General features: G+C 73.0%; 26 protein-coding genes. 8 read left to right on the forward strand and 18 right to left on the reverse strand.

Annotation, left to right across the window (positions count from 1 at the left end):
- Window positions 1-218: 218 nt before the first annotated feature.
- Genes ASG76_RS07085 through ASG76_RS07110 form a run of 6 tightly spaced genes read right to left on the reverse strand, consistent with a single transcriptional unit; the run spans window position 219 to window position 7,522 of the window.
- Entirely contained in the window at window positions 219-1,610 is a 1,392-nt protein-coding gene (locus tag ASG76_RS07085) for an amidase (protein WP_056601780.1), read from the reverse strand.
- Entirely contained in the window at window positions 1,607-2,257 is a 651-nt protein-coding gene (locus ASG76_RS07090; protein WP_056601782.1) for an SRPBCC family protein, read from the reverse strand. Before ASG76_RS07090 ends, ASG76_RS07085 begins: the two co-directional genes overlap by 4 nt.
- Before the next feature lie 48 nt (window positions 2,258-2,305).
- Window positions 2,306-4,702 (reverse strand): aerobic carbon-monoxide dehydrogenase large subunit, encoded by a 2,397-nt coding sequence (gene cutA, locus ASG76_RS07095; protein ID WP_056601784.1) that lies wholly within the window; start codon window positions 4,700-4,702, stop codon window positions 2,306-2,308.
- On the reverse strand, window positions 4,699-5,238 hold the full coding sequence (locus ASG76_RS07100; RefSeq protein ID WP_056601785.1) for a (2Fe-2S)-binding protein: 540 nt from the start codon (window positions 5,236-5,238) through the stop codon (window positions 4,699-4,701). Before ASG76_RS07100 ends, cutA begins: the two co-directional genes overlap by 4 nt.
- The gene (locus tag ASG76_RS07105; RefSeq protein WP_056601786.1) at window positions 5,235-6,101 is read right to left on the reverse strand and encodes an FAD binding domain-containing protein; all 867 of its coding nucleotides are present in this window, start codon (window positions 6,099-6,101) and stop codon (window positions 5,235-5,237) included. Before ASG76_RS07105 ends, ASG76_RS07100 begins: the two co-directional genes overlap by 4 nt.
- Window positions 6,098-7,522, reverse strand: coding sequence for a uracil-xanthine permease family protein (locus ASG76_RS07110; RefSeq protein WP_200948092.1), 1,425 nt, complete (start codon window positions 7,520-7,522; stop codon window positions 6,098-6,100). The genes ASG76_RS07105 and ASG76_RS07110 overlap by 4 nt, the downstream gene beginning before the upstream one ends.
- Window positions 7,523-7,665: 143 nt before the next feature.
- Here ASG76_RS07110 and ASG76_RS07115 point away from each other — a divergent pair, with 143 nt between their 5' ends.
- Window positions 7,666-8,199 (forward strand): GNAT family N-acetyltransferase, encoded by a 534-nt coding sequence (locus tag ASG76_RS07115; protein WP_056601787.1) that lies wholly within the window; start codon window positions 7,666-7,668, stop codon window positions 8,197-8,199.
- 28 nt (window positions 8,200-8,227) lie between these two features.
- Here ASG76_RS07115 and ASG76_RS07120 read toward each other — a convergent pair whose 3' ends face one another.
- The gene (locus tag ASG76_RS07120; RefSeq protein WP_157559007.1) at window positions 8,228-8,599 is read right to left on the reverse strand and encodes a hypothetical protein; all 372 of its coding nucleotides are present in this window, start codon (window positions 8,597-8,599) and stop codon (window positions 8,228-8,230) included.
- Between the two features lie 26 nt (window positions 8,600-8,625).
- Complete coding sequence (locus tag ASG76_RS07125; RefSeq protein ID WP_157559008.1) at window positions 8,626-9,885, reverse strand: PucR family transcriptional regulator; 1,260 nt, start codon at window positions 9,883-9,885, stop codon at window positions 8,626-8,628.
- Between the two features lie 80 nt (window positions 9,886-9,965).
- Between ASG76_RS07125 and ASG76_RS07130 the strand changes: the two genes are divergently transcribed.
- Genes ASG76_RS07130 through ASG76_RS07140 form a run of 3 tightly spaced genes read left to right on the forward strand, consistent with a single transcriptional unit; the run spans window position 9,966 to window position 13,608 of the window.
- Entirely contained in the window at window positions 9,966-10,721 is a 756-nt protein-coding gene (locus tag ASG76_RS07130) for a DUF2877 domain-containing protein (protein ID WP_082587334.1), read from the forward strand.
- Window positions 10,718-12,214 carry an FdrA family protein gene (locus ASG76_RS07135; RefSeq protein WP_056601791.1) on the forward strand — a complete coding sequence of 499 codons (1,497 nt, stop codon included), beginning with the start codon at window positions 10,718-10,720 and terminating at the stop codon, window positions 12,212-12,214. The genes ASG76_RS07130 and ASG76_RS07135 overlap by 4 nt, the downstream gene beginning before the upstream one ends.
- A complete protein-coding gene (locus tag ASG76_RS07140; protein ID WP_056601792.1) occupies window positions 12,211-13,608 on the forward strand; it encodes a DUF1116 domain-containing protein in 1,398 nt (465 codons plus the stop codon). The genes ASG76_RS07135 and ASG76_RS07140 overlap by 4 nt, the downstream gene beginning before the upstream one ends.
- 172 nt (window positions 13,609-13,780) lie before the next feature.
- Here the strand turns inward: ASG76_RS07140 and ASG76_RS07145 are convergent, their stop codons facing one another.
- The 9 genes from ASG76_RS07145 to moeZ form a co-directional block, all read right to left on the reverse strand.
- Window positions 13,781-14,455 carry a lysophospholipid acyltransferase family protein gene (locus ASG76_RS07145; RefSeq protein ID WP_056601793.1) on the reverse strand — a complete coding sequence of 225 codons (675 nt, stop codon included), beginning with the start codon at window positions 14,453-14,455 and terminating at the stop codon, window positions 13,781-13,783.
- A gap of 5 nt (window positions 14,456-14,460) precedes the next feature.
- Window positions 14,461-14,796, reverse strand: a complete 336-nt coding sequence (locus ASG76_RS07150) for an MGMT family protein (RefSeq protein WP_056601794.1) — start codon at window positions 14,794-14,796, stop codon at window positions 14,461-14,463.
- A complete protein-coding gene (locus tag ASG76_RS07155; RefSeq protein WP_056601795.1) occupies window positions 14,793-15,308 on the reverse strand; it encodes a hypothetical protein in 516 nt (171 codons plus the stop codon). The genes ASG76_RS07150 and ASG76_RS07155 overlap by 4 nt, the downstream gene beginning before the upstream one ends.
- A gap of 1 nt (window position 15,309) precedes the next feature.
- Window positions 15,310-16,584, reverse strand: a complete 1,275-nt coding sequence (locus ASG76_RS07160; protein WP_056601796.1) for a DUF58 domain-containing protein — start codon at window positions 16,582-16,584, stop codon at window positions 15,310-15,312.
- A complete protein-coding gene (locus ASG76_RS07165) occupies window positions 16,581-17,576 on the reverse strand; it encodes an AAA family ATPase (protein ID WP_082587335.1) in 996 nt (331 codons plus the stop codon). The genes ASG76_RS07160 and ASG76_RS07165 overlap by 4 nt, the downstream gene beginning before the upstream one ends.
- The gene (locus tag ASG76_RS07170) at window positions 17,563-18,006 is read right to left on the reverse strand and encodes a hypothetical protein (protein ID WP_056601798.1); all 444 of its coding nucleotides are present in this window, start codon (window positions 18,004-18,006) and stop codon (window positions 17,563-17,565) included. The genes ASG76_RS07165 and ASG76_RS07170 overlap by 14 nt, the downstream gene beginning before the upstream one ends.
- Window positions 18,003-18,797 carry a DUF4129 domain-containing protein gene (locus ASG76_RS07175; protein WP_056601799.1) on the reverse strand — a complete coding sequence of 265 codons (795 nt, stop codon included), beginning with the start codon at window positions 18,795-18,797 and terminating at the stop codon, window positions 18,003-18,005. Before ASG76_RS07175 ends, ASG76_RS07170 begins: the two co-directional genes overlap by 4 nt.
- Window positions 18,798-18,870: 73 nt before the next feature.
- The gene (locus tag ASG76_RS07180) at window positions 18,871-19,743 is read right to left on the reverse strand and encodes a hypothetical protein (RefSeq protein ID WP_056601800.1); all 873 of its coding nucleotides are present in this window, start codon (window positions 19,741-19,743) and stop codon (window positions 18,871-18,873) included.
- Window positions 19,744-19,781: 38 nt separating this feature from the next.
- Window positions 19,782-20,981 (reverse strand): adenylyltransferase/sulfurtransferase MoeZ, encoded by a 1,200-nt coding sequence (moeZ, locus tag ASG76_RS07185; protein WP_056601801.1) that lies wholly within the window; start codon window positions 20,979-20,981, stop codon window positions 19,782-19,784.
- Window positions 20,982-21,278: 297 nt separating this feature from the next.
- Here moeZ and ASG76_RS07190 point away from each other — a divergent pair, with 297 nt between their 5' ends.
- The 4 genes from ASG76_RS07190 (at window position 21,279) to ASG76_RS07205 (ending at window position 25,107) form a co-directional block, all read left to right on the forward strand.
- Window positions 21,279-23,555, forward strand: a complete 2,277-nt coding sequence (locus ASG76_RS07190; protein WP_056601802.1) for an immune inhibitor A domain-containing protein — start codon at window positions 21,279-21,281, stop codon at window positions 23,553-23,555.
- A 241-nt stretch (window positions 23,556-23,796) separates the two neighbouring features.
- Window positions 23,797-24,384, forward strand: a complete 588-nt coding sequence (locus tag ASG76_RS07195) for a TetR/AcrR family transcriptional regulator (RefSeq protein ID WP_056602278.1) — start codon at window positions 23,797-23,799, stop codon at window positions 24,382-24,384.
- A 64-nt stretch (window positions 24,385-24,448) separates the two neighbouring features.
- Window positions 24,449-24,667: a DUF3107 domain-containing protein gene (locus ASG76_RS07200; protein ID WP_056601803.1), complete on the forward strand. Its 219-nt coding sequence runs from the start codon at window positions 24,449-24,451 to the stop codon at window positions 24,665-24,667.
- Window positions 24,668-24,822: 155 nt separating this feature from the next.
- Window positions 24,823-25,107, forward strand: a complete 285-nt coding sequence (locus tag ASG76_RS07205; RefSeq protein ID WP_056601804.1) for a GlsB/YeaQ/YmgE family stress response membrane protein — start codon at window positions 24,823-24,825, stop codon at window positions 25,105-25,107.
- Window positions 25,108-25,167: 60 nt separating this feature from the next.
- Here ASG76_RS07205 and ASG76_RS07210 read toward each other — a convergent pair whose 3' ends face one another.
- On the reverse strand, window positions 25,168-25,842 hold the full coding sequence (locus ASG76_RS07210; RefSeq protein ID WP_056601805.1) for a ferritin-like fold-containing protein: 675 nt from the start codon (window positions 25,840-25,842) through the stop codon (window positions 25,168-25,170).
- Window positions 25,843-25,937: the final 95 nt, after the last annotated feature.

A 25,937-nucleotide genomic window follows, 5' to 3' on the forward strand; every position in this document is an offset into this window, starting at 1 on the left:
TACGCCCCTGCGCGAGCGGTCCACAAGGGGTGAGGGCAAAGTCTTCGGACATACCTCGGGTTCCGGCGTGTCGTCCCCAGCCGGACCGGGGTCCGTCCCCAGCCCGGGTCGGTTTCTCCACACCCCATCCACAGCCCGCTCGGATAGTCCGCATCAAATGGCTTGCCTGGACGGGGCTTCGGCAAGCCATTTGATGCGGACTATCTCTGGGGGTCCGGTCAGGAGAAGAGCTCCTCGACCGCCGCGGCCACCTCGAGCAGCCGCCGGTCGGCGCCGTGGCGCGCAACCAGCTGGACGCCCACGGGGAGGCCGTCGGGGGTGGTGCCGGCCGGCACCGAGATCGCGGGGCAGCCGGTGACGGTGATGGCCCAGGCCGAGCGCATCCACGCGAGGTAGTCGGGCATCTCCTGGCCGTTGATCGTCTCGGGGAACTCCTGCTCCACCGGGAACGGGGGCACCTGGGAGGTGGGGAGCAGCAGGACGTCGTGGTCGCCGAAGAAGAGCCGCATCGTCTCCGACAGCGCGGTGCGCTGGGTGTAGGCGCGGGCCACGTCGGCGCCGGTGAGCGACTCGCCCGCACGGATGTTGGTCTCCAACGAGGGCTTGAAGGAGGTCGGGTGCTCGGCGAGCAGGGCACCGAGCTTGGCCTGGAAGTGCCAGGCCCGCAGCGTGCGGAAGGTGTCGTCGGCGAGCGACAGGTCGGGGACGGCGTCTGTGACGACCGCACCCGCGTCGGACAACCGCGCCTCGCTGGCTCGTACGACGTCCGCGACCGCGTGGTCGACCACCAGCGAGCCGCCGAGGTCGACCGTGGCGGCGACCCGCAGCCCGGCGAGAGGAGCGGGCCGCAGCGGCGGGGCGAACGACCGGCCCGGGTCGCCCAGCGCCTGGGGCGCGCGCGGGTCGGGGCCGGCGATCACCGAGAGCAGGAGGGCCAGGTCGCCGACGTTGCGCGCCATGGGACCGCCGACCGACAGGGTCTCCCACTGGTTGTAGAGCGGCCACTCCGGCACCCGGCCCAGCGACGGCCGCATGCCGACCACACCACAGAACGACGCCGGGTTGCGCAGGGAGCCGCCCATGTCGGAGCCGTCGGCCAGCGGCACCATGGCCGACGCCAGCGCACACGCCGCTCCCCCGCTGGACCCGCCCGCGGAGCGGCTGGGGTCGACGGGGTTGCGGGTGACGCCGAAGACGGCGTTGAAGGTGTGCGAGCCGGCAGCGAACTCCGGCACGTTGGTCTTGCCGACGAAGACCGCGCCCGCGCCGCGGATGCGCTCGACCAGCAGGTCGTCGTGGTCGGCCACCGACTCGGCGTGGATGGGTGAGCCGTAGGTCGTGCGCCAGCCCTTGAGGGCGTGGGTGTCCTTCACCGCGAAGGGCAGTCCGTGCAGGGCGCCGAGCTCCTCGCCCGAGGCCTGCGCCTGGTCGGCGACCGCGGCCCACGCGCGCGCCCGCTCCACGTCGAGGGAGACGATCGCGTTGAGCTCGGGGTTGCGCTCGTCGATCCGGTCGAGGTGCAGCTCGAGCAGCTCGGCTGCCGAGATCTCCCCGGAACGTACGGCGGCTGCCTGGGCGCGCGCGGTGGAGTCGACCGTCAGGTCGCTCATCGCCGACGACCGAAGATCCCGCCCACCACGACGCCCAGGACGACGAGCCCGGCACCGACGGCGACGCCGGTGAGGAACTCCTGGCGCGACGCGGCAGCCGGCGCCGGGGCCGGGGCGGTGAAGACCTGACCGGCGGCGACGGGCGCCGCACCACCGGTGGTCGAGGAGGGCGCGCTCGCGCCCGTCACGAGACCCGGCTCGGCGACCGGGCCGCCCGCGAGCGCGGCGTCGACGTTGCCGAAGAACTCCCCCGCCATCCGCCGCGAGACCGACGTCAGCATCCGCTGGCCCACTCCCCCGATCATCCCGCCGACGACCGCGTCGGCGTCGTAGGAGACGCGGGTCGAGGAGCCCTCGGGGGTGAAGCGGACGTTGACGGTGGCGCCGATCGTGCCGGGGGCTCCGGCGCCGTCGAGCTTCATCACGAGCGACTCGTGCTCGACGAGGTCACCGAGCTGGCACGAGCCGGCGTAGGTCCCCTTGATCGAGGCGACGCCCGCGGTCACGGTCATGGCGTACGCGTTCTCGCCGGTCGCCTCGAGGCGCTCGCAGCCCGGGATCGTGCGCACGAGCACGGCCGGGTCGAGCAGCGCGTCCCACGCCTGCTCGACGGGTGCGGCCAGGACGTTCTCGCCGGTGAACTTCATGTGTCTGCTCCTTGGAATGGGTTTCGAGACGGGCGCAGGGCGCCCTCCTCAACCAGCGAATGAGTTGTCGGCGTGCTCGAGGCGCAGCGCGTAGAGCTCGGACGGCGAGATGGGCATGGCCGTGATCGGGAAGCCCTCGGCGTCCTCGATGGCGGCCGCGAAGACGGCGGCCGACGGGATGACGCCGGCCTCGCCCGCACCCTTGATGCCGAGCGGGTTGAGCGGGGAGGGGGTCTCGAGGTGGTCGATCTCGATCGAGGTCGGCACCTCGGTGACGTAGGGCATGAGGAAGTCCATGAACGAGGCGTTGAGCAGCTGTCCGGACTCGTCGTAGGCCATCCGCTCGTAGAGCGCACCGCCCACGCCCTGCGCGACGCCGCCGTGGATCTGGCCCTCGACGATCATCGGGTTGATGAGGTGGCCGCAGTCGTGGACGACGGCGTACTTCAGGATCGTGATCTCGGCGGTGTCGGGGTCGGTCTCCACGATCACGGCGTGCATGCCGCTGGCGAAGGTGGAGCGCGGCGGGGAGTAGAAGTCCTTGCCCTCCAGGCCCGGCTCGTCGTCCTCGTCGACCGGCGGCTTGCCGGGGTCGCCGACGCTGAACTGGGTGGCCGCCTTGGACGCCTCGTCGAAGGCGTAGCGCAGCGGGTTGGACAGCACCGCGACGGTGCCGAGGTCGATCTTCGCGTCGGTGCCCTTGACCGACACGACGCCGTCGACGATCTCGAGGTCGTCCTCGGACGCCTCCAGCGCCTCGGCCGCGATCCGCAGCGCCTTCTCCTTCGCGCGCAGGGAGGCCAGGTGGATCGCCGAGCCGCTCATCACCGCGGCGCGCGAGGCGAAGGTGCCCACGGCGTAGGGCATCTTGCGGGTGTCGCCGGTGGTGATCTCGACGTCCTCGAAGCGCACGCCGAGGGTGTCGGCGACGATCTGGGCGAACGCCGTCTGGTGGCCCTGGCCCTGCGTGGTCAGGCCGGTGGCGACCTTGACCTTGCCGGAGGTCTCGATGTGCACGTGCGCACCCTCGTAGGGGCCGACGCCGGTGCCCTCGACGTAGCAGGCGAGGCCGATGCCGACCTTGCGCCCCTGCGCCGCCATCTCGGCGCGGAAGTCCTCGAACTCGTCCCAGCCGACCAGCTCCTTGAGCTTGGCGAGCGAGGCCGGGTAGTCGCCGGAGTCGTAGGTCAGCTCGCGACCGTCCTGGAAGACCAGGCCGTGCTCGTAGGGGAACTCGTCGGGTTGGATGAAGTTGGCGCTGCGCACCTCGGTGCGGTCCTTGCCGAGGTAGGCCGCGATCGCGTCCATCGTGCGCTCCATGACGAAGCAGCCCTGCGGGCGACCGGCGCCGCGGTAGGGGGTGACGATCACGGTGTTGGTGTAGAGCGAGGAGAACACCACGCGGTAGTTCTGCGGCTTGTAGGGGCCGAGCAGCTGCGTGGAGGTGATGATCGGGACGATCAGGCCGTAGGGCGTGTAGGCGCCGTGGTCGTGCCAGAACTCGACGTCGAGCCCGAGCAGGCGGCCCTCGTCGTCGAAGCCGACCTCGACGTGGTGCTGCTGGGCGCGCTCGTGGGCGGAGGAGATGAAGTGCTCGCGCCGGTCCTCGGTGAACTTCACCGGACGGCCCAGCGTCATCGCCGCCAGCGGCACGAGGAGCTCCTCGGGCCACGGGTGCACGACCTTGACGCCGAAACCGCCCCCGACGTCGGGGGTGATGACGTCGACCTTCGCCAGGTCGAGGCCGAGCTTGGCCGCCACGCACCCGCGTACGCCCGTCGAGGTCTGCGTCGACGACCACACCGTGAGCCGGCTGGTGTCGGGGTCCCAGCGCGCGACGGTGCCGCGGCCCTCCATGGGCGTGCAGGCCGAGCGCTCGATGTCGAGGTCGAGGACCAGCGCGTGCGGGGCGGCGGCGATCGCGGCGCGCGCGTCGCCGTTCTCCTGCTCGAGACGGGCACCGACGTTGTCCGGTACGTCGTCGTGAACGGTGCGCTGCGCCGCGCGGGCGGCGGCGATGCCGACCACCGGCTTCAGCTGCTCGTAGTCCACGCGGATGCGGGCGACAGCGTCCTCGGCGACGTAGCGGTCGACCGCGACGACGAAGGCGATCGCCTCGCCGACGTAGTTGACCTCGTCCTTCGCCAGGGCGTACTGGGTGCGGCCGTGGGTCAGGGCCGGGTGCGGGATGAGCAGCGGCAGCGGCTCGGCCATGGGGCCGGTGAGGTCGTCGTAGGTCCAGACAGCGAGCACGCCGTCGACGTCGAGCACGTCGGCCACGTCGATGTCGACGATGCGGGCATGTGCGTGCGGCGAGCGCAGCACCGCGGCGTGCAGCAGCCGCGGGTCGTCGTGGAGCAGGTCGTCGACGTAGCGGCCCTGGCCGCGCAGGAAGCGCTGGTCCTCCACGCGCGGCACCTTGGTGCCGAAGAGCTTGGTGGTCATCCGCGCTCCCGCTCGATCTCGCCCTGGATCTCGCCCTGGATCTCGCCTTGGATCTCGGCGGCGCGGAGCACGGACTTCACGATGTTCTGGTAGCCCGTGCAGCGACACAGGTTGCCCGCGATCATCTCGCGCGCCTCCTCCTCGCTCGGGTCGGGGTTGTCGCGCAGCCCGGCGGTGATCGTGGTGAGGAAGCCCGGCGTGCAGAAGCCGCACTGCAGGCCGTGGCAGTCGCTGAACGCCTGCTGCACCGGGCTGAGCCGGCCCTGTGGGGTGCCGTCGTCCTCGGTGAGGCCCTCGACGGTGGTGATCTCGGAGTCGACCGCCGAGACCGCGAGCATCAGGCACGAGCGCACCGGGGCGCCGTCGACCAGGATCGTGCACGCGCCGCACACGCCGTGCTCGCAGCCGACGTGGGTGCCGGTGAGGCCGCAGTCGTGGCGCAGTGCGTCGGAGAGCAGGCGCCGCGCGGGCACCTGCACCTCGTGGACGGAGCCGTTGACGTGCAGCCGGACGTCGTGGAGCTGTTCGGTGGTCACGAGGGGATCGCCTCTCCTGCCCGCGAGCGGGCGTGGTCGGTCGCCGCGGCGAGCACACGCGGGGTCAGCACGCGCACGAGGTGTGCGCGGTAGTCGGCGGTGGCGTGGATGTCGTCGACCGGCTCGAGCTCGGCGAGCGCCGCCGACGCGGGGTCGTCGAGGGCGGCGGTGACGTCGACGACGACGGGGACGTCGCTCACCGACAGGTAGCCCAGGCGGGCCCGGGTGACGGTGTCGCCGTCGGTCTCGACGTGCGCGGCGACGCCGACGAGCGCGTAGTCGCCGTGGCGGCGGGCGATCTCCTCAAACGCCACGCCCGCGCCGGGTGCCAGCGCGGGGAAGAAGGCCTCCACCGCGATCTCGTCGTGGGCCAGCGTGGACTCGAGCGGGCCGGCGAAGAGCTCGGCGGCCGGGATCGTACGACGACCGCGCACCGACGCGACGTCGACCGATCCCTCCAGGAGCCGCAGCACCATCGGCATCTCGGCCGCGGCGTCGGCGTGCACCAGGGAGCCGACCGTGGTGCCCCGGTTGCGGATCGTCGGGTGGGCCACGTGGGAGAGCGCCATCCGCACGAGCGGCTGCACCTCGGCCGCCTCGTCAGAGGCGAGCACGTGGGCGTGGCGGGCGAGGGCCCCGACCCGGACCCCGGTCGCGTCCCCCTCGTGGGAGGTGGTGACGTGACCGAGGTCCGGCAGGGCGTTGATGTCGATGAGCATCGACGGAGCGGCCAGCCGCATGGACAGCAGCGGGACCAGGGACTGACCGCCGGCCAGCACCTTCGCCCCCTGCTCCCCCGCGAGCGCCGCGAGGGCTTCCTCGAGGGTTGCTGGGCGCAGGTAGGCGAAGGGTGCGGGCTTCATCGGTGGGTGGTGCCTCCGGAGGCTGCGTCGTCGACGCCGCCGTCGTAGTCGGGGTGGCTGAGGTTGCGGGTGACCGTGCCGGCGCCGTGGGTGCCGCGACCCTTGACCATGTGGAAGAACACGATCACCAGGATCGTGCCCAGGGCGATGCCGCCGAGCTCGAAGTCGTTGCCGAAGGTGAGCTTCACGCCACCGATGCCGGCGATCAGGCCGGCCGCGAGGCCGACCATGTTGACCGGGTTGCCGAAGTCGATGTTGTTCTCGACCCAGATCTTCGCGCCCACGAGTCCGATCATCCCGTAGAGCACCACGGTGATGCCGCCCAGGACGCCGCCCGGGGTCGCGTTGACGATCGCGCCGAACTTCGGGCAGAGGCCCAGCAGGATCGCGACGGCAGCGGCGACGTAGTAGGCCGCGGTGGAGTAGACCCGCGTGGCGCCCATGACGCCGATGTTCTCGGCGTACGTCGTGGTCGGCGAGCCACCGAAGGCGCTGGCGAACGCGGTCGCGATGCCGTCGGCGCCGATCGCGCGGCCCATGTAGGGGTCGAGGTTCTCGCCGGTCATCTCCGCGACCGCCTTGACGTGGCCGGTGTTCTCCGCGACGAGCGCGATGACGCCGGGCAGGACGAGCAGGATGGCGGTCAGGGAGAACGACGGGCCGTGCACGACGGACACGCCGTCGGCCAGGGTGCCGCTCGGCAGGCCGAGCCAGTCGGCGGCCTGGACACCGGCCCACGACACGCGGTCGTGCTCGGTGGCCTCGGTGGCGCCGCCCAGCACGGACGTGATCGGGCCGAGCACGAGGTCGGCCACCCACGACAGGACGTAGCCGAAGATCAGCGCGAGGAACACCGCGATGCGCGACCAGAAGCCGGGCAGCGCAACGGCCGCGAACACCATGAAGGCCGCGGTCAGCAGCGCGATCCACTGGTCCTGGGGCCAGTAGATGCCGGCCACGACCGGGGCGAGGTTGAAGCCGATCAGCATCACGACGGCGCCGGTGACGGCCGGCGGCAGGATGCGGTGGATCAGCTCGGCGCCGGCGAAGTGCACGAGCACGCCGACGGCAGCAAGCACGAGCCCGCCGACGAGGATGGCGCCGGTGACGTACGACGAGTCGTTGCCGCTGTCGAGCGCGCGGATCGCCGCCACGGAGGCGACGAAGGACGCGCTGGTGCCGAGGTAGCTCGGCACGCGGTTCTGCACGATGAGCAGGAACAGGATCGTGCAGAGACCCGAGAACATGATGGCGAGGTTGGGGTCGAGCCCCATCACCAACGGGAAGACGAAGGTGGCGCCGAACATGGCCACCACGTGCTGGGCACCCAGACCGACCGTCTTGCCCCACGGCAGGCGTTGGTGCGGGAGCACCGCCTGGCCGGGCGCAGGATCGACCACGTCCCACTTGAACATCGACATGTGCAGGCCTCCAGATTTCACAGGGGTGGGTACCCGAGAAACCACAAACTAGTGCGCCACATCACACACCCTCACTGGCGAGATATGCCGAAGGAACGCCGGTGTCGATGACAAGTTCTTCCGCGCGGCTACGCTCCCCTGCCATGGCGCTCCCGCTGCTCGTCGACGACTGGCCGCCGGAGCCGATCCGCACCGCACGGCTGCTCCTGCGCGCCCCCGAGGCGCGCGACCGCGAGCACTTCCTCGACCTCGGCTCCGACGACGTCGTCAACCACCACCTCGGCGGCGGCCGCGACCGCGCCGAGCTGGACGCCGAGCTGCCGCGCGTGCCGGCGGACCGGCCGGGCCAGTTCGTGATGGAGCACGACGACCGGTTCGTCGGCTGGATGGGGATCGGGCGGCGCGACACCGCTCGCCCGGGCCGGGCCGGCACCCCGGGCGGCGACCTCGAGCTCAGCTATGTCCTGCCGGAATCCGCCTGGGGCCACGGCTACGCCACCGAGGCCGGGTCCGCCGTCCTGGCGTGGGCAGCCGAGCGCTTCGACGAGCCGGTGGTGGTGTGCACCCAGTCGGCCAACACCCGCTCCCGCGCGCTCGCCGTGCGGCTGGGGTTCGCCGAGCTCGAGCGCTTCGAGGAGCTCGGCGCCGAGCAGTGGTACGGCGTGCGCCGGCCCTGACGCGTACGCCGTCTCGCGCAGCAGGGCCTCACCCGACGCTGACGCCGAAGCCCGCTCCCACGACGACCCGGTCCCCGTCGCAGACGTCGAGCCGCTCGCGCGACACCTCGGTGTCCGGGACGCCGCGCAGCTCGACCACGACCTCCGTCGCGGCACAACCGCTCCAGCTCGTGCCCGCGATCGAGTCGACCGGCATGGGGTGCCGCGTGCCGGCCGTGGCACCGACCTGGGTCAGGGTGACCACGACGGCCTCCCCGGAGCGGTTGTCGAGCAAGACCTCGAAGGGGCCCTCGGCAAGGAGGCCGGCCACGCGGACGAAGACCCACGATGCGCCGAGCGTCCACACCACCGCCCCGACCACGAAGGCCGTCAGCAGTGCGAGCCACGTGCGCAGGCGCACGCCCGTCCCCCGCTCGCGCGCCACCCTCAGCCCGCGATCTCCAGCGCCCGCAGCGCCACCGCCACGTCGAGTCGCAGGTGGGGGTCGGTGGCGACCGGGCCGAGGATCCGCTGCAGCTTGCCGACGCGGTAGCGCATCGTGTTGTAGTGGAAGAACTGCGCCCGCGCGGCCTCGGCGACGTTGAAGTTGGTGTCGAGCAGCACCTGCAGGGTCTCGCGCAGGTCGGCGGCCTCAGGGGTGCGCTCGGCGAGCGGACCGAGCACGTCGGCGGCGAACGCCGTCAGCTCGGCGCCGTCGGGCACGAGCGCGAGCAGCCGGTGCAGGCCGAGCTGGTCGAAGCGGGTCACCGTGCCCCCGCCGTGCACCCGGCGACCGATCTCCACCGCCCGCTGGGCCTGGCGGAACGCCTCGGGCAGCTCGCCCAGGTCGTGCGCGACACGGCTGACCCCGGCCGAGAAGGAGATGCGCCCGCCCCCGCGGTCGCCTCGCACGGCCTCGACGATCCGGTCGACGGCGGCGTGCGTGCTCGCCGGGTCGGCGTCGGTGTCCACCGGCACGAGCGTGACCACCTCGCGGCTGAAGGCCACCGAGGCGATGCTGCCGTCGACGCCTGCGCTCACCTGGCGCCACGCGTTGGCGAACCGGTCCTGCCAGGCGCGCCGGTCCTCGGGCGAGGACACGAGCGCGGCCACCGCGTCGGGGTCGAGCACCGCGACCACGACCATCACCGGCCGGTCGAGGTGCCAGCCGAAGGCCTGCGCGTGCTCGGCGACGTAGTCCTCCTCGCCCGCGCGGCCGAGGAACACGTCGCGCAGGAAGTCGCCCCGGTACTTGTTCTCCACCGCCGTCACGGCCTCGACGCGGGTGACCAGCAGCGCGGCCACGATCGCGGCCCGCTCCAGCGCGTGCGCGTCGGAGGAGTGGATCTTGCCGTCGGGGTTGAGGGCCACGAGCCGCGCGAGGTCGACGCCCGCCGCCACCACGCGGCGCACCAGGGCCTCGCCCTCGCCGACCGCGGTGCCGCCGGGGTCGATCCGCTCGACCCGCACGCGTCCGGTGGGGTCGACCAGGTCGGCGCCCGCGAGCGCCTCGCGCTGCGCCTCGTCGAGGTGGGCCGCGCGCTCGCGGCCGTCGGTCGAGGTGAAGACGACCCCACAGCCGAGCGCGGCGCCCACCGCCTCGGCGATCGCGACCAGGTCGCCGCCCTCCAGCACGATGTGCGAGAGCGCGGTGTGGAGCGCGTCAGCGCGGTGCAGCGCGGCGACAGCCTCAGGATCGCTTATCAACTCTTGGCCCACTTCTGCCCCTTGCTTGTCAGGAACTCACATTCGCGAGTCTGCCATGTGCCGCTAGCGTCTGTGCGGTGATGTCCAGTCCGGCCCGCCCCGTGATCCCGGTCGCGGCGCCGGTCCGGGTGCAGGAGCGACTCGCCGCGGCCGACGACGGCGTACGCCCGGTGCTGCACGCGAGCAGCACCGCGATCTACGTCGACCTCGACGGCTGGTGCCTGGGCCTGGTCTCCTCGACCGCCACCCGGGTGCCCTGCGCGCTGTGGTCGACCGTCGACGACCTCACCCCCCTCGCCGGACGGCCCGTCGTGGTCGCGGGCGGCACGCTCACGATCGGCGGCGAGGAGGTGCGCATCGGCCGCGTCGTCGACCCCCGCGTCACCCGCGTCGGACGTCATGGGACCTGCAGGTCCGCACCCGCGATCCCCATGACGCCGGGCCTCGACCTGCCCGCCGACGGGCGCCTGACCCCGGCCCACCTCGACCGCCTCCTGGGTCGGGGGCCCGGCCTCACGCCGCTCGGCGACGACGTCCTCGCCGGCTGGCTGGTGACCCGCGCCGCCCACGGACGACCCGACGCCGTCCTGTCCGCCGCCGTACGCCGTCGCCTCGGCGTCACCACCCTGCTCTCCGCCACGCTGCTCGAGTGCGCCGTGCAGGGCGAGGCGCTGCCGCAGCTCGCCGCGTGGCTGGCCGCCCCGGACGACACCACCACCGCCGACCTGCTCGCCGTGGGCGCCACCTCCGGTGCGGGCCTGCTCGCGGGCGCCCGCCTGGCGCTCGCCTCGATCTCCACCGACCACCCCACCGACCGCCCCGGGAGGGCAGCATGAGCACACCGACCAAGGACCACGTCGAGCTCCGCAGCGGCGCGTACGCCGACTCGGTGACCCTGCTCCAGGTCAGCCGGGCGGTGCAGGCCGCGCCCGGCGTCGTTGCCGCGCAGGTGGCGATGGCCACCGGGCTCAACCTCGAGGTGCTCGCCGGCATGGGCTTCGACGTGCCCGACTCCTCGCCCAACGACATGGTCGTCGCGCTGCGCCTCGACGCCGGTGCCGACGTCACCGCCGCGCTGGCCGCGGTCGACGCCGCGCTCGTCCCGACCCGGCCGGGCCAGGGCGACGCGCAGGTCGCCCCGCCGCGCACGACCGCGTCCGCGCTGCGTCGTACGGGCGCGGGATCGGTGGTGCTCGTCTCGGTGCCCGGCGCGAGCGCGACCGTCGAGGCGATGGACGCCCTCGAGGCCGGCCACGACGTGATGGTCTTCAGCGACAACGTGCCCGTCGCCGAGGAGGTCGCCCTCAAGACCTACGCCGCCACCCGCGGTGCGCTCGTCATGGGTCCGGACTGCGGCACGGCCGTCATCGACGGGATCGGCCTGGGCTTCGCCAACACCGTGCGCCCGGGCCGCATCGGGCTCGTCGCCGCCTCGGGCACCGGCTGCCAGCAGCTGCTCGCCCTCCTGCACCACGCCGGCGCCGGCCTCGAGGAGGTCGGCGTACGCCATGCGCTCGGCGTGGGCGGGCGCGACCTGTCGTCCGTCGTGGGCGGCCTCGCCACCCGTGAGGCGCTGCGCCGCCTCGACGCCGACCCGGACGTGGACCTCGTCGTCGTCGTCTCCAAGCCGCCCGCACCGGAGGTCGCCGAGACCCTGGCCCGCGAGGCCGAGGCCCTCTCCACGCCGGTCGAGCTCGGCCTGCTCGGCCGCGGCCAGCGCGACCTGACGACCGTCGCCGAGGCCGTGCTGGCCCGGCTCGGCCACCAGGCGCCGCAGTGGCCGGTGCACGGAGCCGACAACACCGGGCCTGCCACCGGCCCGCTGCTGCGGGGGCTCTTCGTCGGCGGCACCCTGTGCGACGAGTCGATGCTCATCGCCGCCGAGCGGCTGGGCCCGATCCGCAGCAACATCCCGCTCTCGCCCGAGCTCGCGCTGGGCGAGGAGCTGCTCGTGGACGACCACGTCATGGTCGACTTCGGCGACGACGCCCTCACCCAGGGCCGCGCCCACCCGATGATCGACCCGACCCTGCGCAACGAGCAGGTCGCCCGGGCCGCGGCCGACCCCGCGACCGGCGCCATCCTGCTCGACCTCGTGCTCGGCCACGGGGCGGAGCCCGACCCGGCCGCGCACCTCGCGCCCGCCATCGCCGCGGCCCGCAGCGAGCGCCGCATCCCGGTCGTGGTGAGCCTCGTCGGCACCGACCTGGACCCGCAGGACCTCTCGGCGCAGCGCGACGCGCTCGTCGCCGCCGGTGCCGAGGTCCACCTCTCCAACGCCGCGGCCACCCGCCGCGTCGTCCAGCTGATCGAAGGAGCCCAGCGATGAGCGAGACCACCGTCGTGACCGTGGGCGCCGACATGTTCGCCGACGCCGTCGCCGGACAGGCCGTGGGCGTCGAGCGCGTCGACTGGCGCCCGCCGATGCCCGGCACGGAGGCCGACCTCGCCGCCGTCGCCACCGACCCGCGTCGTCCGGAGGCCAACCGGAAGGCCGTCGAGGCGATGCTCGGCGTCACCGCCCACCTCGTCGACGTCGCGCCCGCCTCGGAGGTCCTCGGCCTCGAGCGCGGCCAGTTCCTCCACGCCGGCCCGCCGATCACGTGGGACCGCACCTCCGGACCCCTGCGCGGCGCTCTGATGGGCGGGGCCGCGCTCGAGGGCCTGGTCGACGACCCCGAGGACGCCGTCGCGCTCTTCGAGTCGGGCAGCAACGTCAGCCTCGAGCCGTGCCACCACCGCAGCGCCGTCGGCCCGATGGCCGGCGTGGTCACGCCGTCGATGTGGATGTGGGTGCTCGAGGACCGCGCCACCGGCAAGCGCACCTACTGCTCCCTCAACGAGGGCCTGGGCAAGGTGCTGCGCTACGGCGCCTACGGTCCCGACGTGCTGACCCGCCTGCGCTGGATGGGCGACGTGCTCGGTCCGCTGCTCCAGGCCGCGGTGCGCGGGACCGAGGAGGCCACCGACGTCACCGGCATCCTCACCCAGATGCTCCAGATGGGCGACGAGGCCCACAACCGCAACCGCGCCGGCACGCTGATGCTGCTGCGCGACCTCTCCCCCGCGATGGTCCTCAGCCAGGAGACGGGCGGCTTCGGCAGCTCCGACGTCGCCGACGCGCTCCGCTTCGTCGGCGGCAACGACCACTTCTTCCTCAACCTCGCCATGCCGGCCTGCAAGCTCGCGCTCGACGCCGCTCGCGACGTCCCGGGCTCCACGATGGTCGTGGCGATGGCGCGCAACGGCACCGACTTCGGCATCCAGGTCTCCGGCACCGGCGACGAGTGGTTCACCGGGCCCGCCCAGGTGGCGGAGGGACTCTTCCTCGGCGACTACGGGCCCGACGACGCCAACCCCGACATCGGCGACTCCGCCATCACCGAGACCGCCGGCATCGGCGGCTTCGCGATGGCCACCGCCCCCGCGATCGTGCGCCTGGTCGGCGGCTCGGTGCCCGACGCGCTCGCCACGACCCGGCGCATGCACGAGATCACGCTCGCGGAGAACCCGCGCTGGTCCGTGCCCGTGCTGGAGTTCCAGGGCGTGCCCACCGGCATCGACGTGAGCAAGGTGTGCCGCACCGGCATCCTTCCGCAGATCAACACCGGCATGGCCGGCGCGGTCGCCGGCGTCGGCCAGGTCGGCGCCGGCCTCGTCACGCCTCCGGCCGAGATCTTCCCGCAGGCGCTGGCTGCCCTGGCTTCGAGGGTCGCCGGCTGAGCGGTGAGTGAGGAGGATTTCGGGGACCCGCTTTCCGCCTGACGCACCGCCCGCCGGCGCGCCGTACGGCGACACGCGTGAGGCCGGTGACCGAGGAGGATTCCCGGCCCAGCGAATCCCCCTCACACACCGCTCGAGAGTCGAGGACGGGCGGGCCGGCAGCAGTACGCCGTCAGGCGGAGGCGGGCCGCTCGTTGTAGACCCCGGCCGTCTCCTGGCCCGACAAGCCGCCGATCGCCGCCATGATCCGGTCGGTGAGCTCGCGGCGCGCGCGCCCGCTGGGCACGCCGTCGTACTCCCCCGCCACCTGGATCGGCTCACCGAAGCGCACCGTCACGTCGACGCCGCGCAGCCGGGGCCGGTTGGAGCCGACGGGCTGGATGTCCTCGGTCCCCAGCAGGCCGACCGGGAGGACCGGGCAGCCGGCTGTGAGGGCCAGGTGCGCGACACCGGTCCGGCCACGGTAGAGCCGGCCGTCGCGCGAGCGGGTGCCCTCGGGGTAGATGCCGAACGCCTCGCCGCGGCGCAGCACCTCGAGCGCGGTGTCGAGGCTGGCGATCGCGGCTTTGGTGTCGTCGCGGTCGACCGGCAGCATGCCGAGCCCCTCGAACCACGCGCGCGACAGCGCGCCCTTCACCCCGGTGCCGGTGAAGTAGTCGGACTTGGCGAGGAAGACGACCTTGCGGGGCACCACGACCGGGATGACGACGCTGTCGAAGAACGACAGGTGGTTGCTCGCCACGATGACGGGGCCGGTGGACGGCACGTGGTGCAGCCCCTCCACGCGAGGCCGCCACACGGCGCGCGCCAGCGGGGGGATGACTCCGTGCGCGACCGTGTAGAGCATGGCGCTCATTGTGCCCGCAGGCTCGGGCGGACGAACGCACGTCCCACGTCGACCGCGCCGCCGCGTCGCAGCGGCGTGCCCTCCTCGAGGTAGGCCTGGCGCGCCTCGTCGTCGTGCGAGGGCGGCAGCGAGCCGTCGGCGCGGACCACCCGCCACCAGGGCACGCCGCCGCCGTGGCGGGCCATCACGTTGCCGACCAGCCGGGGGCCGCCCCGCCCCAGCCGTTCGCCCACCACGTCGGCGATCGCTCCGTACGTCGTCACGTGGCCGCGCGGCACCGACTCCGCGCACTGCAGCACCAGCTCGGCGTAGAGCTCGCGCTCCTCCTCCGTCGCGCTCACTCCTCCTCCGCCCGGGTCAGCCGCGCGGTTGCCACCAGCAGGGCGACGACCAGCAGGCCGGCGACGGTCCAGGTCCACGCCGGGGCGAGGTCGGGGTCGAGCCCCCGCGCGGCGGCGTACGTCACCGGGAGCGGCACGAGCGCCAGCAGGCCGCGGCCCAGCCAGAGCCTCGCGAGGTGCGGGTCGAGCGCCAGCGTCGCGGGACCGTAGGACAGCACCGTGGCGACGACGTGCGCGGCGAGCAGCAGCACCGTGACCACGGGCACCCGCCAGTCGAGCACGTCGTGCACGGCCCACCAGCCGGCGACGCTCACCAGCACCACGGCACCGGCGGGGTGGTCGGGCCAGGACGCCCACGTCACCGACCCGGCGACCACGAGGCCGACCACCAGCCAGTGGGGCACCTCCGGGAGCGCGAGCGCCAGTGCCGCGCACGGCAGCACCAGCAGGAGTGCGCGCAGCAGCAGCACGGGGCGCTCGACCCCGGGCGCGACGATCCTCAGGCCGGCCACGTCATGCCCTCCGCACCCGGGGTGCACGCGCGCGTCGCGCGAGCTGGTGCAGCACCGTGTCGAGCGTGCCCGGGCCGCGCCAGGGCACCACGGGGCACCCGAGGTCGGCCAGCCGCTCGAGTCGGGCGTCGCGCTCGATCTTCTGCATCCGCGCGGCCAGGCTGGCCAGCGCGAGCCGGTCGGCCCCGCCGTCACGCTCGCCGAGGGTGTCGATCACGACGACGGAGGCACCGCTGCGCTGCAGCCCCGCGGTCGCGTCGACGAGCGGGGTGAAGAGCATCGGGGAGAGGACGTAGACCACGCTGCCGGTGCTCGCGCCTAGGTCGAGCCGCTCCGGCGGCACGCTGCGGGCCTCGGTGCGCACCCGGGCGAGCGTGCCCTGCAGCCGGTGCAGGTGGCGCGGGCCGGACCCGAGGCGCACGCGCGCCCCGTCGGCGGCGACCACCAGCAGCCCGACCCGGTCGCCGGTGCGCACGTGGTGCTCGGCCAGCGCCGCCGCGGCGCGCACCGTGAGGTCGAGGGTGCTCGCAGCGCCGTCGATGCCACCCGAGACGCCGATGTCGCGCAGCCCGTCGACGACCAGCCACACGCCGGCGTCCTGCTCGGCGCGGGTGGTGATGACGTGCAGCTCGCCGGTGCGCAGCGAGACGGGCCAGGTGATCCGCTTGAGCCGGTCGCCGGCGGCGAAGTGACGGATCCCCTCGAACTCGGTGCCGCTGCCGATCCGCCGCGAGCGGTGCCGCCCGACCAGGCCGTCGGGCTGGGGCACCTCCGCGCGGCTGTCGTACGGCGCGGTCTGGGGCAGCACGCTGAGCCCGTGCTCGGGCATGTCCACCGGGCCCCACCGCCAGCCGGCCCAGGCGCTGGTGAGCCCGATGCGCTCGGCGCCGACCGCGCGACGCCCCCACCGCCGCGGGCTGAAGCCCAGCGTCGGGAGCCCGTCGGCGACGAGGGAGCCACTGGCGCCGTGGGTCGGGCGCGTCGCGACGTGCGGCATCGCCGCGGCGACGCGCGTGACGTGCTCGACGCCGGTGGCGTCGTCGAGGTCGAGGCGCGAGGCGGTGCCCTGCCCCTCGTGCAGCCGGTGGTGGTCGATGCGGGTGCGCAGGACCGGGTCGTGGCGCGGACGCGAGACGAGCCCCATCACGGCCACGACCACGAACGGGGCGGCGAGCACCGCGAGCGTCGTCAGGCCGAGCACCACCGCGCCGGCGAGGCCGCCGAGCGCGAGCAGGCTGGCCCGGACGAGCGCCGGCGTCGGCCGCCAGGAGGTCACCGGTGCGACTCCAGCGGCCGCGGGGTGGCGACCGACCCGAGCACCGCGTCGACCACGCGGGCGCCCGAGGCCTGCGTCATCCAGAGGTCGGGCTTGACCGTCACCCGGTGCGACAGCACCGCACGGGCCACCACCTTGACGTCCTCGGGCACCACGAAGTCGCGCCCGCGGATGCCGGCCCACGCGCGGGCGGTCAGCACCAGGCCGAGGCTGCCGCGCGGCGAGGCGCCGGTGAGCACGTCGGGGTGCGTGCGGGTCGCGGCCACCAGGTCCACGCAGTAGCGCACGACCGACTCGTCGACCGCCACCCGCTCGACCGCGGCCTGGACGCCGGCGAGCCCCGCCGCGTCGGTGACCTGGCGTACGTCGACCTCCTCGCGCTGCCGGTCGAGGCGGCGCCGCAGCACGTCGTGCTCCTCCCCCGCGCTGGGGTAGCCGAAGCCCACCCGGAGCAGGAAGCGGTCGAGCTGGGCCTCGGGCAGCGGGTAGGTGCCCTCGTACTCCACCGGATTGGCGGTCGCGAGGACGTGGAACGGGCTCGGCAGCCGGTGGGTCTGGCCCTCCACGGTGACCTGGCCCTCCTGCATGGCCTCGAGCAGCGCGGCCTGGGTCTTGGGCGGGGTGCGGTTGATCTCGTCGGCGAGCAGCAGCCCGGCGAAGACCGGCCCGGGACGGAAGTCGAACTCCGCGCGGCGCTGGTCGTAGACGTAGGAGCCGGTCAGGTCGGCCGGCAGCAGGTCGGGGGTGAACTGCGCGCGGGCGAACTCCAGGCCGAGGGCACCGGCGAACGACCGGGCGGCCAGCGTCTTGCCCAGGCCGGGGTAGTCCTCGAGCAGCACGTGACCCTTGGCCAGGATGCCGGCGAGCACGAGCGTGAGCGCCTCGCGCTTGCCGACCACGGCGCGGCCCACCTCCTCCAGCACGCCCTCGGCGAAGGCGGCGACGCCGGCGGCGTCCACGCGGGCATCGGGACGGGGCTCAGCTTCGGTCACGGACTTCCTCGATTCGGGTCAGGATGCGGTCGATCGCGGCGGGCGAGAGGCGGTGGTGGGGCTCGATCTCGTCGTGCAGGGCGTCGGCGAGCGCGGGGTCGCGCGAGCGGGCGAGGGCGACGAGCCGGTCGCGCACGGCCTCGCTGGGCTCGCTCGCCTGCTGGTGGCTGGACAGGATGCGCAGGTCGGAGGTGGCCTCGTCGACGCGGTCCCCCGGTGGCGGCATCGCGGTGCGCCAGCTCGCGGGAGCGAGGTCGACGGTGTCGAGCAGCAGCCACGCGAGCGTGCACACGACGGCGGTCATCACCGCGAGCGGCACCGGCCTCGGCGCGAAGTCGAGCCACCCCGAGACGACGTACGCCACGACGCCGATGACGACGCCGCCGACCAGGCGCGAGCGCCAGCGACCGGTGGGCAGCCGGCCCCTCATGCGCGCATCCCCGCGCCGCGACGGATCGCCGCGAGCGCCTCCAGCGCCGTGGCGCGGTGGTCCTCGGTGATCTGGTGCTCGGAGAAGCGGGCCTCGCGGTAGAGCACCGCGAGGCGGTGCACGGCCCCGGAGTCGGCGTCGACGAGGTCGAGGATGCGCACGGCGTACTCCGAGGTGGTCTCGGCGGGGCGCCGACCCACGCCGGCTCGCTCGCCCTGCACCTCGAAGCGGTGCCAGGCCGCGACGATGGCGTTGCGCGGCTCGCCCTCGCGCAGCAGCGCGTCCTGCTCGGCGGCGTCGGCGGCCATCTGCTCGGCCACCCGCTCGGGCTCACCGAGCTCGACGAAGTCCGCGACCCGGCGCTCCTCGCGCCCTCCGACGCGACGGCGTACGGCACGGGCGAGCGCGCGCACGCCGAGACCCGCCAGCACCAGCACCGCGACCAGCAGCACTGCCTCGAGGGTCCACACGACCACCCTGAGCCACAGGGGCGGGTCGGCCCGCTGCACCATGTCGGTGGCGTCACGGCGCGAGGTGTCGGGCGGCTGGCAGTAGGGCAGCCCGCGGGGGTTGTCCGGCGCCTCCGTGGTGGCGTCGGGCCCGGTGGTGGGCGGCAGCGGGATGCAGGTCTCGGTCGGCGTGGTCAGCGTCGCCGGCGTCGGCCCGGGGCCGGTGAAGACCTCGTCGGGGCCGATCAGCGACGCCCAGGCCACCAGCACCATGAGCAGGCTCGTGGCGGCCACCACCACCACGGCACGCAGCCCCGGCGACAGCCTCCCCCACGCACGCATGGCGCGACCCTAGGTGACCGGGGTCGCGCCGTGCGAGCGGCGGGCGGGATCGTCACCCGGTTGTTGCGGTGCCTCAGGGCAGAGGGCTGAACGGCTCCGTGCCACGCACGAGGCGCAGGCGCCCGATGCCGCTGCGGGCCTTCGCGTAGGCGAGCTCGTGGGCGATGTCCCCGACGCCGTTCGAGCCGGCGAGCGGGGCGATCGCGAGCGTCGACAGCGTGCCGAGCGCGTTGCCCTCGGCGTCGAGGAACGCGCTACCGGAGTCACCGGGGACGCCGGGCGTCACGGTGTAGACCGGGTGCGACCAGCCGCCGGCCTCAGTGCCGAGGCTGGTGCCCTGCTTGGGCGAGAGCGCCTCGACGCCCGCACGCAGGCTCGAGCTGCCATAGCTGTGGACGGTGTCGCCGGCGGCGGTGCCGGAGGTGTTGATGCCCACCGGCCCACCCCAGAACGGGATCGACGGATTGACCTTGCCGGCGTCGGCAGCGTTGACCTTGACCAGCGCGAGGTCGTTGTAGGCGCAGGTGTCGGCGTCGGTCTCGCCGCGCTGCTGCATGGTGAGCCACGAGGAGTAGACCAGCGTCCCGCCGCCGACCCGGGTGCCGTCGGTGACCGGGGAGCCACCCTGGACGAAGTCGACCTTGGTGCCGAGCGGCAGGGACGCGGCCTGGCAGCCGTCGGTGTCGGTCGCCTCGCCGGTGCCCGCACAGTGGGCGGCGTAGCCGACGTACGTCCTGCCGGAGCCGTCGGTGTAGACGAAGTTGGCGGTGCACTGGGCGCCCTCGGTGTACATCTGCACGCCCGGGTGGATCGTCGCGGTCGCGGCGGGTGCCCAGGTCGTGCGCGCGTGCTTCCTCGGCGACGCGGACGCCGGGGCGCTGGTGGCCGCCGCAGCGAGGAGACCGGCTGCGGCGGCGAGGGTCAGGAGCTTCGTCGGAGTGCGCATGCAGCGTCCAACGAAGCCCCTGAGGCCCGGTTACGCGATCAGTACGCCGGCTGGCTGGGGTCGATCTGGCTGACCCAGGCGACCACGCCGCCGCCCACGTGGACGGCGTCGGCGTAGCCCGCACCCTTGACGATCGCGAGCACCTCGGCCGAGCGCACGCCCGACTTGCAGTGCAGCACGATCGGCTTGTCGGCGGGCAGGTCGCCCAGGGCGTTGCCGTTGAGGAACTCGCCCTTGGGCACCAGCACCGCGCCCGGGATGCGGTTGATCTCGAACTCGTTGGGCTCGCGGACGTCGATGAGGGTGAAGTCGCGCTCGCCAGCCTCGCGCTCCTTGAGCATCTGCTCGAGCTGGGTGACCGAGATCGTCGACCCGGCGGCTGCCTCGGCGGCCTCGTCGGAGACCGCGCCGCAGAAGGCGTCGTAGTCGATGAGGCCGGTGACGGTCGCGTTCTCGCCGCACAGCGCGCAGTTGGGGTCCTTGCGCACCTTGAGCTTGCGCCACTCCAGCTCGAGGGCGTCGTAGATCACGAGCTTGCCGATGGCGGGGTCGCCGATGCCGGTCAGCAGCTTGATCGCCTCGTTGACCTGGATCGAGCCGATGCTGGCGCAGAGCACGCCGAGCACGCCGCCCTCGGCGCAGCTCGGCACCATGCCCGGCGGCGGGGGCTCGGGGTAGAGGCAGCGGTAGCACGGCGCGTCGTCGGCCATCGACGGCGCGAAGACCGAGGCCTGGCCGTCGAAGCGGTAGATCGAGCCCCAGACGTAGGGGATCTTCAGGAAGTAGGCCGCGTCGTTGACCATGTAGCGGGTGGCGAAGTTGTCGGTGCCGTCGACGATCAGGTCGTAGCCCTCGAAGATGCCCATGACGTTGTCGTTGTCGAGGCGCTCGTTGTGCACCACCACGTCGACGAGCGGGTTGACCTCGGCGATGGACTCCTGGGCCGAGACCGCCTTGGGCCGGCCGATGTCCGACATGCCGTGGATGACCTGGCGCTGCAGGTTGGACTCGTCGACCTCGTCGAACTCGGCGATGCCGATCGTGCCGACGCCGGCCGCGGCGAGGTAGAGCAGGGCGGGCGAGCCGAGGCCGCCGGCGCCGATCACGAGCACCTTGGCGTTCTTCAGGCGCTTCTGCCCGCTCATCCCCACGTCGGGGATGATCAGGTGGCGGCTGTAGCGGCGCACCTCGTCGGTGGTGAGCTCGGCTGCCGGCTCGACGAGCGCGGGGTACGACACAGTGACTCCTTCGGGTGACGGCCTGGTCCCGGGACAACCATCGGGACCGCGTCCATGTTCCCTGCCGCGCCGTGAGGCGGCGTACGACGTCCCGGCATCCGGACTCGGCGACCCCGGGGCTCTGCCGGCCGGCGGACGATCTCGCGAAATCCCACGATTTCACCGCAGATCCTTGCCAGGACCACCTCCGGTGAAGTGAAGTAACGCGTGGGCAGCACCCGGAGGGCCAGGCGACCTGGTCAATCCCTGGGGGGCGCAGGTGCCGCCACGACTCTCGGAAGCTGGAGAACAACACCCGTGAAGAAGCTGGTACCCGGCGTCCTCGCCGGAACCGCCACGCTGGCGCTGGGGCTCACCGCCCTGTCCCCCGCCGTGGCCTCACCCACGAACGACTCCCCCCGCGACTCCGCGGGCTCCACGCACCGCCCCGACAACCGGCCCGGCCCGCTGACCGGGCGGCAGGAGCAGCGCCGCGACAAGGCGCTCGCCCTGCTCGACCGCAACCCCGACCGCCTGGTCACGCGCGAGCGCGGCGGCGCGACCGTCAACCTCAAGCCGGGGTCCGACACCCCGACGTTCTACGAGTTCCCGGTCGGCAAGCAGGACAAGATCTGGACGGTGCTCTCGGACTTCTCCGACGTCCAGCACGGCCAGATCTCCGAGCCGGACCGCGCGGTGGACAACTCGACCTACTGGGAGCCCGACTTCGAGGTCCCCCACTACGAGGAGCTGTTCAACGGCTCCGGCGAGTCGATGAAGACCTACTACGAGAAGCTGTCCTCGGGCCGCTACTCGGTCACCAACACCGTCGAGGACTGGGTCTCGGTGCCCGGCACCCAGGCGACCTACGGCGCCAACGCCGTCGAGGACGCCGGCGGCTCGTGGGCCTTCATCGCCGACACCGTCAACGCGTGGTACGACGCCCAGATCGCCGCGGGCAAGAGCCCGGCCGAGGTCAACACCTACCTCGCGTCCCTCGACACCTGGGACCGCTACGACTGGGACAACGACGGCAACTTCACCGAGGCCGACGGCTACATCGACCACTTCCAGGCCGTGCACGCCGGCGAGGGCGAGGAGGCCGGCGCGTCCCCCGACGCCATCTGGTCGCACCGGTGGTACGTCAACGGCGACGACTACGGCACGACCGGGCCCACCGTCGGCGGCACCCAGAACAAGCTGGGCGGCACGCGGATCGGCTCCTCGAACCTGTGGATCGGCGACTACACCGTCGAGCCGGAGAACGGCGGGCTCGGCGTCTTCGCCCACGAGTTCGGCCACGACCTCGGCCTGCCCGACTACTACGACACCGCCGGCGGCGACAACGGCACCGCGTTCTGGACCCTCATGTCCTCGGGATCGTGGCTCGGCCACGGCCCGGCCGACAACGCCATCGGCACCACCCCGGGCCTGATGGGCCCGGAGGAGAAGCTCGAGCTCGGCTGGCTCGACTACTCGGTGGTCAACCCCGGCCAGAGCGCCACGACCACCCTCGGCCCGTCGCAGAACACCTACGACGACCCGAAGACCAAGACCAACGAGGGTGACCAGGCCATCAAGGTCAACCTGCCCGACAAGCAGGTCAGCACGGCGTACACCACTCCGCCGGAGGGCACGAAGGCCTGGTGGTCCGGACGCGGTGACGGCCTCAACAACACCCTGACCCGCTCGGTGCCCGCGGCCGCGAAGGTCGACGTCACCACCAGCGCCTGGTACGCCATCGAGGCCGGCTACGACTACCTCTACGCCGAGTACTCCACCGACGGCGGCCAGAGCTGGACCAAGGTGGGCTCGCCCGTCGACGGCAGCTCGGGCGGTCGCTGGAAGACGCTGCGGTACAGCTACAGCCCCGCCGGCGGCGCGGCCAGCCTGTTCCGCTTCCGCTACCAGACCGACGGCGGCGTCAACGAGGCCGGCGCGTTCCTCGACAAGATCACCGTCGGCGGCTTCACCGACGGCGCCGAGAACGGCGCCAACGGCTGGACCGCCTCGGGCTGGAAGATCTCCACCGGCACCGAGTCCGACATCACCCAGCGCTACTACCTCATCGAGAACCGCCAGTACGTCGGCTTCGACCAGACCCTGGCCGAGGGCCCGTACAACTTCACCAGCGCCTACACCGCGCCCAACAAGGTGGAGTTCTTCCCCTACCGCGCGGGCATGCTCGTGTGGCTGGTGGACGACGCCTACGCCGACAACAACACCTCCGCGCACCCCGGCGGCGGTGCGGCCCTCCCGGTCGACTCCTTCGCGACCCCGTTCGCCTACCCGGACGGCACGCGTCCCTCCAACCGGCGCCAGGGGTTCGACGCCACGTTCGGGCTCGGCTCCAACCCGGAGCTGTGCCTGCACAAGGAGGTCCTGGTGGGCAACGGCAAGAACCAGGCCGTGCAGTCCGTGGCGGCCTGCGCCCCGGCCCGTGCCCAGCAGCCGACGTTCGACGACTCCGACCCGCTGCGCTACTGGTCCTCGGCCAACCCGCAGAACTCGGTCAAGGTCGCCGGGCGCGGCGTCACCGCGACGGTGACGGCGGACAACGGCGGCTTCCTCGGCGTGCGGGTGGTCAACCCGTGACCTGAGGTCGCACCAGCACGACACGCGACACCGACACGCAGGGAGGGACCCCGGACGACCGGGGTCCCTCTCCGCGTCGCGGGGGGCCGATAGGCTCGCCCCGGACTACTCAGGAGTATCCGTCCCGCAGCACCATCCCGTAGCACCATCCCGGAGCACCACCTCGCAGCACCAGGAGCACGACGTGACCGTAGGCGGCACCGACACCGACACCGACGCACCGCGACCGCGCGGCGGACGGATGCCGCGTCGCGAACGTCGGGTGCAGCTGCTCGAGTCGGCCCTCGAGGTCTTCGTCGCCCAGGGCTACCACGCGGCCGCGATGGACGACATCGCCGATCGCGCGGGCGTCTCCAAGCCGGTGCTCTACCAGCACTTCCCCGGCAAGCTCGACCTCTACCTCGCGCTGCTCGACACCTCCTGCGACACGATCATCGACGGCTGCCGCGAGGCGCTGGCCTCGACGACGGACAACAAGGACCGGGTCGCGGCGACGATGAAGGTCTTCTACAGCTACGTCGCCTCGGAGGAGGGTGCGTTCCGCCTCGTCTTCGAGTCCGACCTCACCAGCGAGCCCGACGTGCGCGAGCGGGTGGACCGGGTCACCGTCGAGTGCGCCTCGATGATCGCCGACGTGATCCGCACCGACACCGGCCTGCCCGACGAGGCCTCCGAGCTGCTCGCGGTGTCGCTGGTGGGAATGGCGCAGGTCTCGGCGCGGTTCTGGCTCGCGGGCGGCGGCAGCATCTCCCAGGACGACGCGGCCGCCCTGATCGCCGGCCTGGCCTGGCGCGGGATCCGCGGCTACCCGATGACCGACGACCACTGAGTCGACGACCACCGACCCGGCACACTCGGGTCGACACCCCCAGACACGACTGAAGGAGCATCACGTGGAGGTCAAGATCGGCGTGCAGCACGCCCAGCGCGAGCTGGTGCTCGACACCGACAGCACGCCCGAGGACATCGAGGCCCGCCTGGCCGAGGCGCTCTCCGGCGACGGCGTCCTGCGCCTCAGCGACGTCAAGGGCCGCACCGTCGTCGTGCCGGCCGCCAAGATCGCCTACGTCGAGCTCGGCTCGCCCACGTCCGGCGCCGTCGGCTTCCGCTGAGGGCCGGTTGCGCGATGGCCCGAACGGGTCATTGACACGCTCACCCTTCCGGGCGCGCGGTGTTTGCTCGCAGGTCGTGCGAGCGACATCATGAGCCTGTCGGCACCATGCCGACACCCCGTCCGCGAGGGCGCGGGAAAGAAAGGTGGCCCATCATGGTCGTAGACCTCATCGTCCTGATCATCGTCGGTGCGATCATTGGCTTGCTCGGCAAGCTGGTCGCGCCGGGCGACAAGGACAACATCCCGATCTGGCTCACGATCCTGTGCGGCATCGGCGGTGTCCTCATCGGCTACTGGGTCTACTCGCTGTTCGGCGGGAACGGGTCCGGCGGAGTCGACTGGGTCCGCTGGATCGTCGCGATCATCGTGTCCGCCGTCCTGGTGGTCATCGCCTCGACGGTCACCGGCCGCAACACCGGGAACCGCACCCGGGTCTGACACCCGCACGGCACCAGGCCCCGCAACCGAGACGGTTGCGGGGCCTCGTCGCGTACGGCGTCAGGCGTCGAGCCCGAGCCGGGCCATGCGGGCAGCGTGCAGCTCGGTGAGGCGGGTGAACATCCGCCCGAGCGCCGCGAGGTCGAGCCCGGGGCGGTCCACTCCCCCGGCCAGCAGCGCGGTGAGCGAGTCGCGGTCGCCCGCCACCCGCTGGGCCTGGGTGAGCGCCTCGCCCATGAGACGACGGCCCCACAGCGCCAGCCGGCCACCGAGGCGGTGGTCGGCGGCGATCCCGGCGCGCACGCGCTCGACGATGAAGGCGGTCTGGCCGGAGTCCTCGAGCGAGGCGATGATGACCTCGCGGGTCTCGGCGTCGAGGTAGGCCGCGATCTCGCGGTAGAAGTCGGCGGCGAGGCCGTCGCCGACGTAGGCCTTGATCAGGCCCTCGTAGTAGTCCGAGGGCGCGGTGTGGGCGTGGAAGCCGTCGAAGCTCTCACGAAAGGCCTGCATCGCCTCACCCGGGTCGGCGCCGAGCTCCTCGAGGCGCCCGACGAGCTTCTTCAGGTGGGCGAACTCCGCGGTGGCCATCGCACAGATGGCGATCTTGTCGTCGATCCCCGGTGCCAGCTTGGCGTCCTCGACGAGTCGCTCGAAGGCCGACAGCTCGCCGTAGGCGATGGCTCCGAGGAGGTCGACTGCGGCGCGGCGGTAGTCCTCGTCGGGCGATTCCGTCATGTTCGCAGCCTAGCGATACCATCATGGTGACCGAGCCGCCGACCATCCGCCGGTGGCCGCCTGTATGTGCGCGGTCGTCACTAGCCCCGAGGGGC

The sequence above is a fragment of the Nocardioides sp. Soil774 genome, from assembly GCF_001428125.1.
Lineage (GTDB): Bacteria > Actinomycetota > Actinomycetes > Propionibacteriales > Nocardioidaceae > Nocardioides.

Excerpts from the sequence above, each read along its gene's own strand:
- ASG76_RS07085 (WP_056601780.1), bottom strand. The coding sequence starts at position 1,610 with ATGAGCGACCTGACGGTCGACTCCACCGCGCGCGCCCAGGCAGCCGCC.
- ASG76_RS07090 (WP_056601782.1), bottom strand. The coding sequence starts at position 2,257 with ATGAAGTTCACCGGCGAGAACGTCCTGGCCGCACCCGTCGAGCAGGCG.
- cutA (WP_056601784.1), bottom strand. The coding sequence starts at position 4,702 with ATGACCACCAAGCTCTTCGGCACCAAGGTGCCGCGCGTGGAGGACCAG.
- ASG76_RS07105 (WP_056601786.1), bottom strand. The coding sequence starts at position 6,101 with ATGAAGCCCGCACCCTTCGCCTACCTGCGCCCAGCAACCCTCGAGGAA.
- ASG76_RS07110 (WP_200948092.1), bottom strand. The coding sequence starts at position 7,522 with ATGTCGATGTTCAAGTGGGACGTGGTCGATCCTGCGCCCGGCCAGGCG.
- ASG76_RS07115 (WP_056601787.1), top strand. The coding sequence starts at position 7,666 with ATGGCGCTCCCGCTGCTCGTCGACGACTGGCCGCCGGAGCCGATCCGC.
- ASG76_RS07130 (WP_082587334.1), top strand. The coding sequence starts at position 9,966 with ATGTCCAGTCCGGCCCGCCCCGTGATCCCGGTCGCGGCGCCGGTCCGG.
- ASG76_RS07135 (WP_056601791.1), top strand. The coding sequence starts at position 10,718 with ATGAGCACACCGACCAAGGACCACGTCGAGCTCCGCAGCGGCGCGTAC.
- ASG76_RS07140 (WP_056601792.1), top strand. The coding sequence starts at position 12,211 with ATGAGCGAGACCACCGTCGTGACCGTGGGCGCCGACATGTTCGCCGAC.
- ASG76_RS07145 (WP_056601793.1), bottom strand. The coding sequence starts at position 14,455 with ATGCTCTACACGGTCGCGCACGGAGTCATCCCCCCGCTGGCGCGCGCC.
- ASG76_RS07170 (WP_056601798.1), bottom strand. The coding sequence starts at position 18,006 with ATGAGGGGCCGGCTGCCCACCGGTCGCTGGCGCTCGCGCCTGGTCGGC.
- ASG76_RS07175 (WP_056601799.1), bottom strand. The coding sequence starts at position 18,797 with ATGCGTGCGTGGGGGAGGCTGTCGCCGGGGCTGCGTGCCGTGGTGGTG.
- ASG76_RS07180 (WP_056601800.1), bottom strand. The coding sequence starts at position 19,743 with ATGCGCACTCCGACGAAGCTCCTGACCCTCGCCGCCGCAGCCGGTCTC.
- ASG76_RS07195 (WP_056602278.1), top strand. The coding sequence starts at position 23,797 with ATGCCGCGTCGCGAACGTCGGGTGCAGCTGCTCGAGTCGGCCCTCGAG.
- ASG76_RS07205 (WP_056601804.1), top strand. The coding sequence starts at position 24,823 with ATGGTCGTAGACCTCATCGTCCTGATCATCGTCGGTGCGATCATTGGC.
- ASG76_RS07210 (WP_056601805.1), bottom strand. The coding sequence starts at position 25,842 with ATGACGGAATCGCCCGACGAGGACTACCGCCGCGCCGCAGTCGACCTC.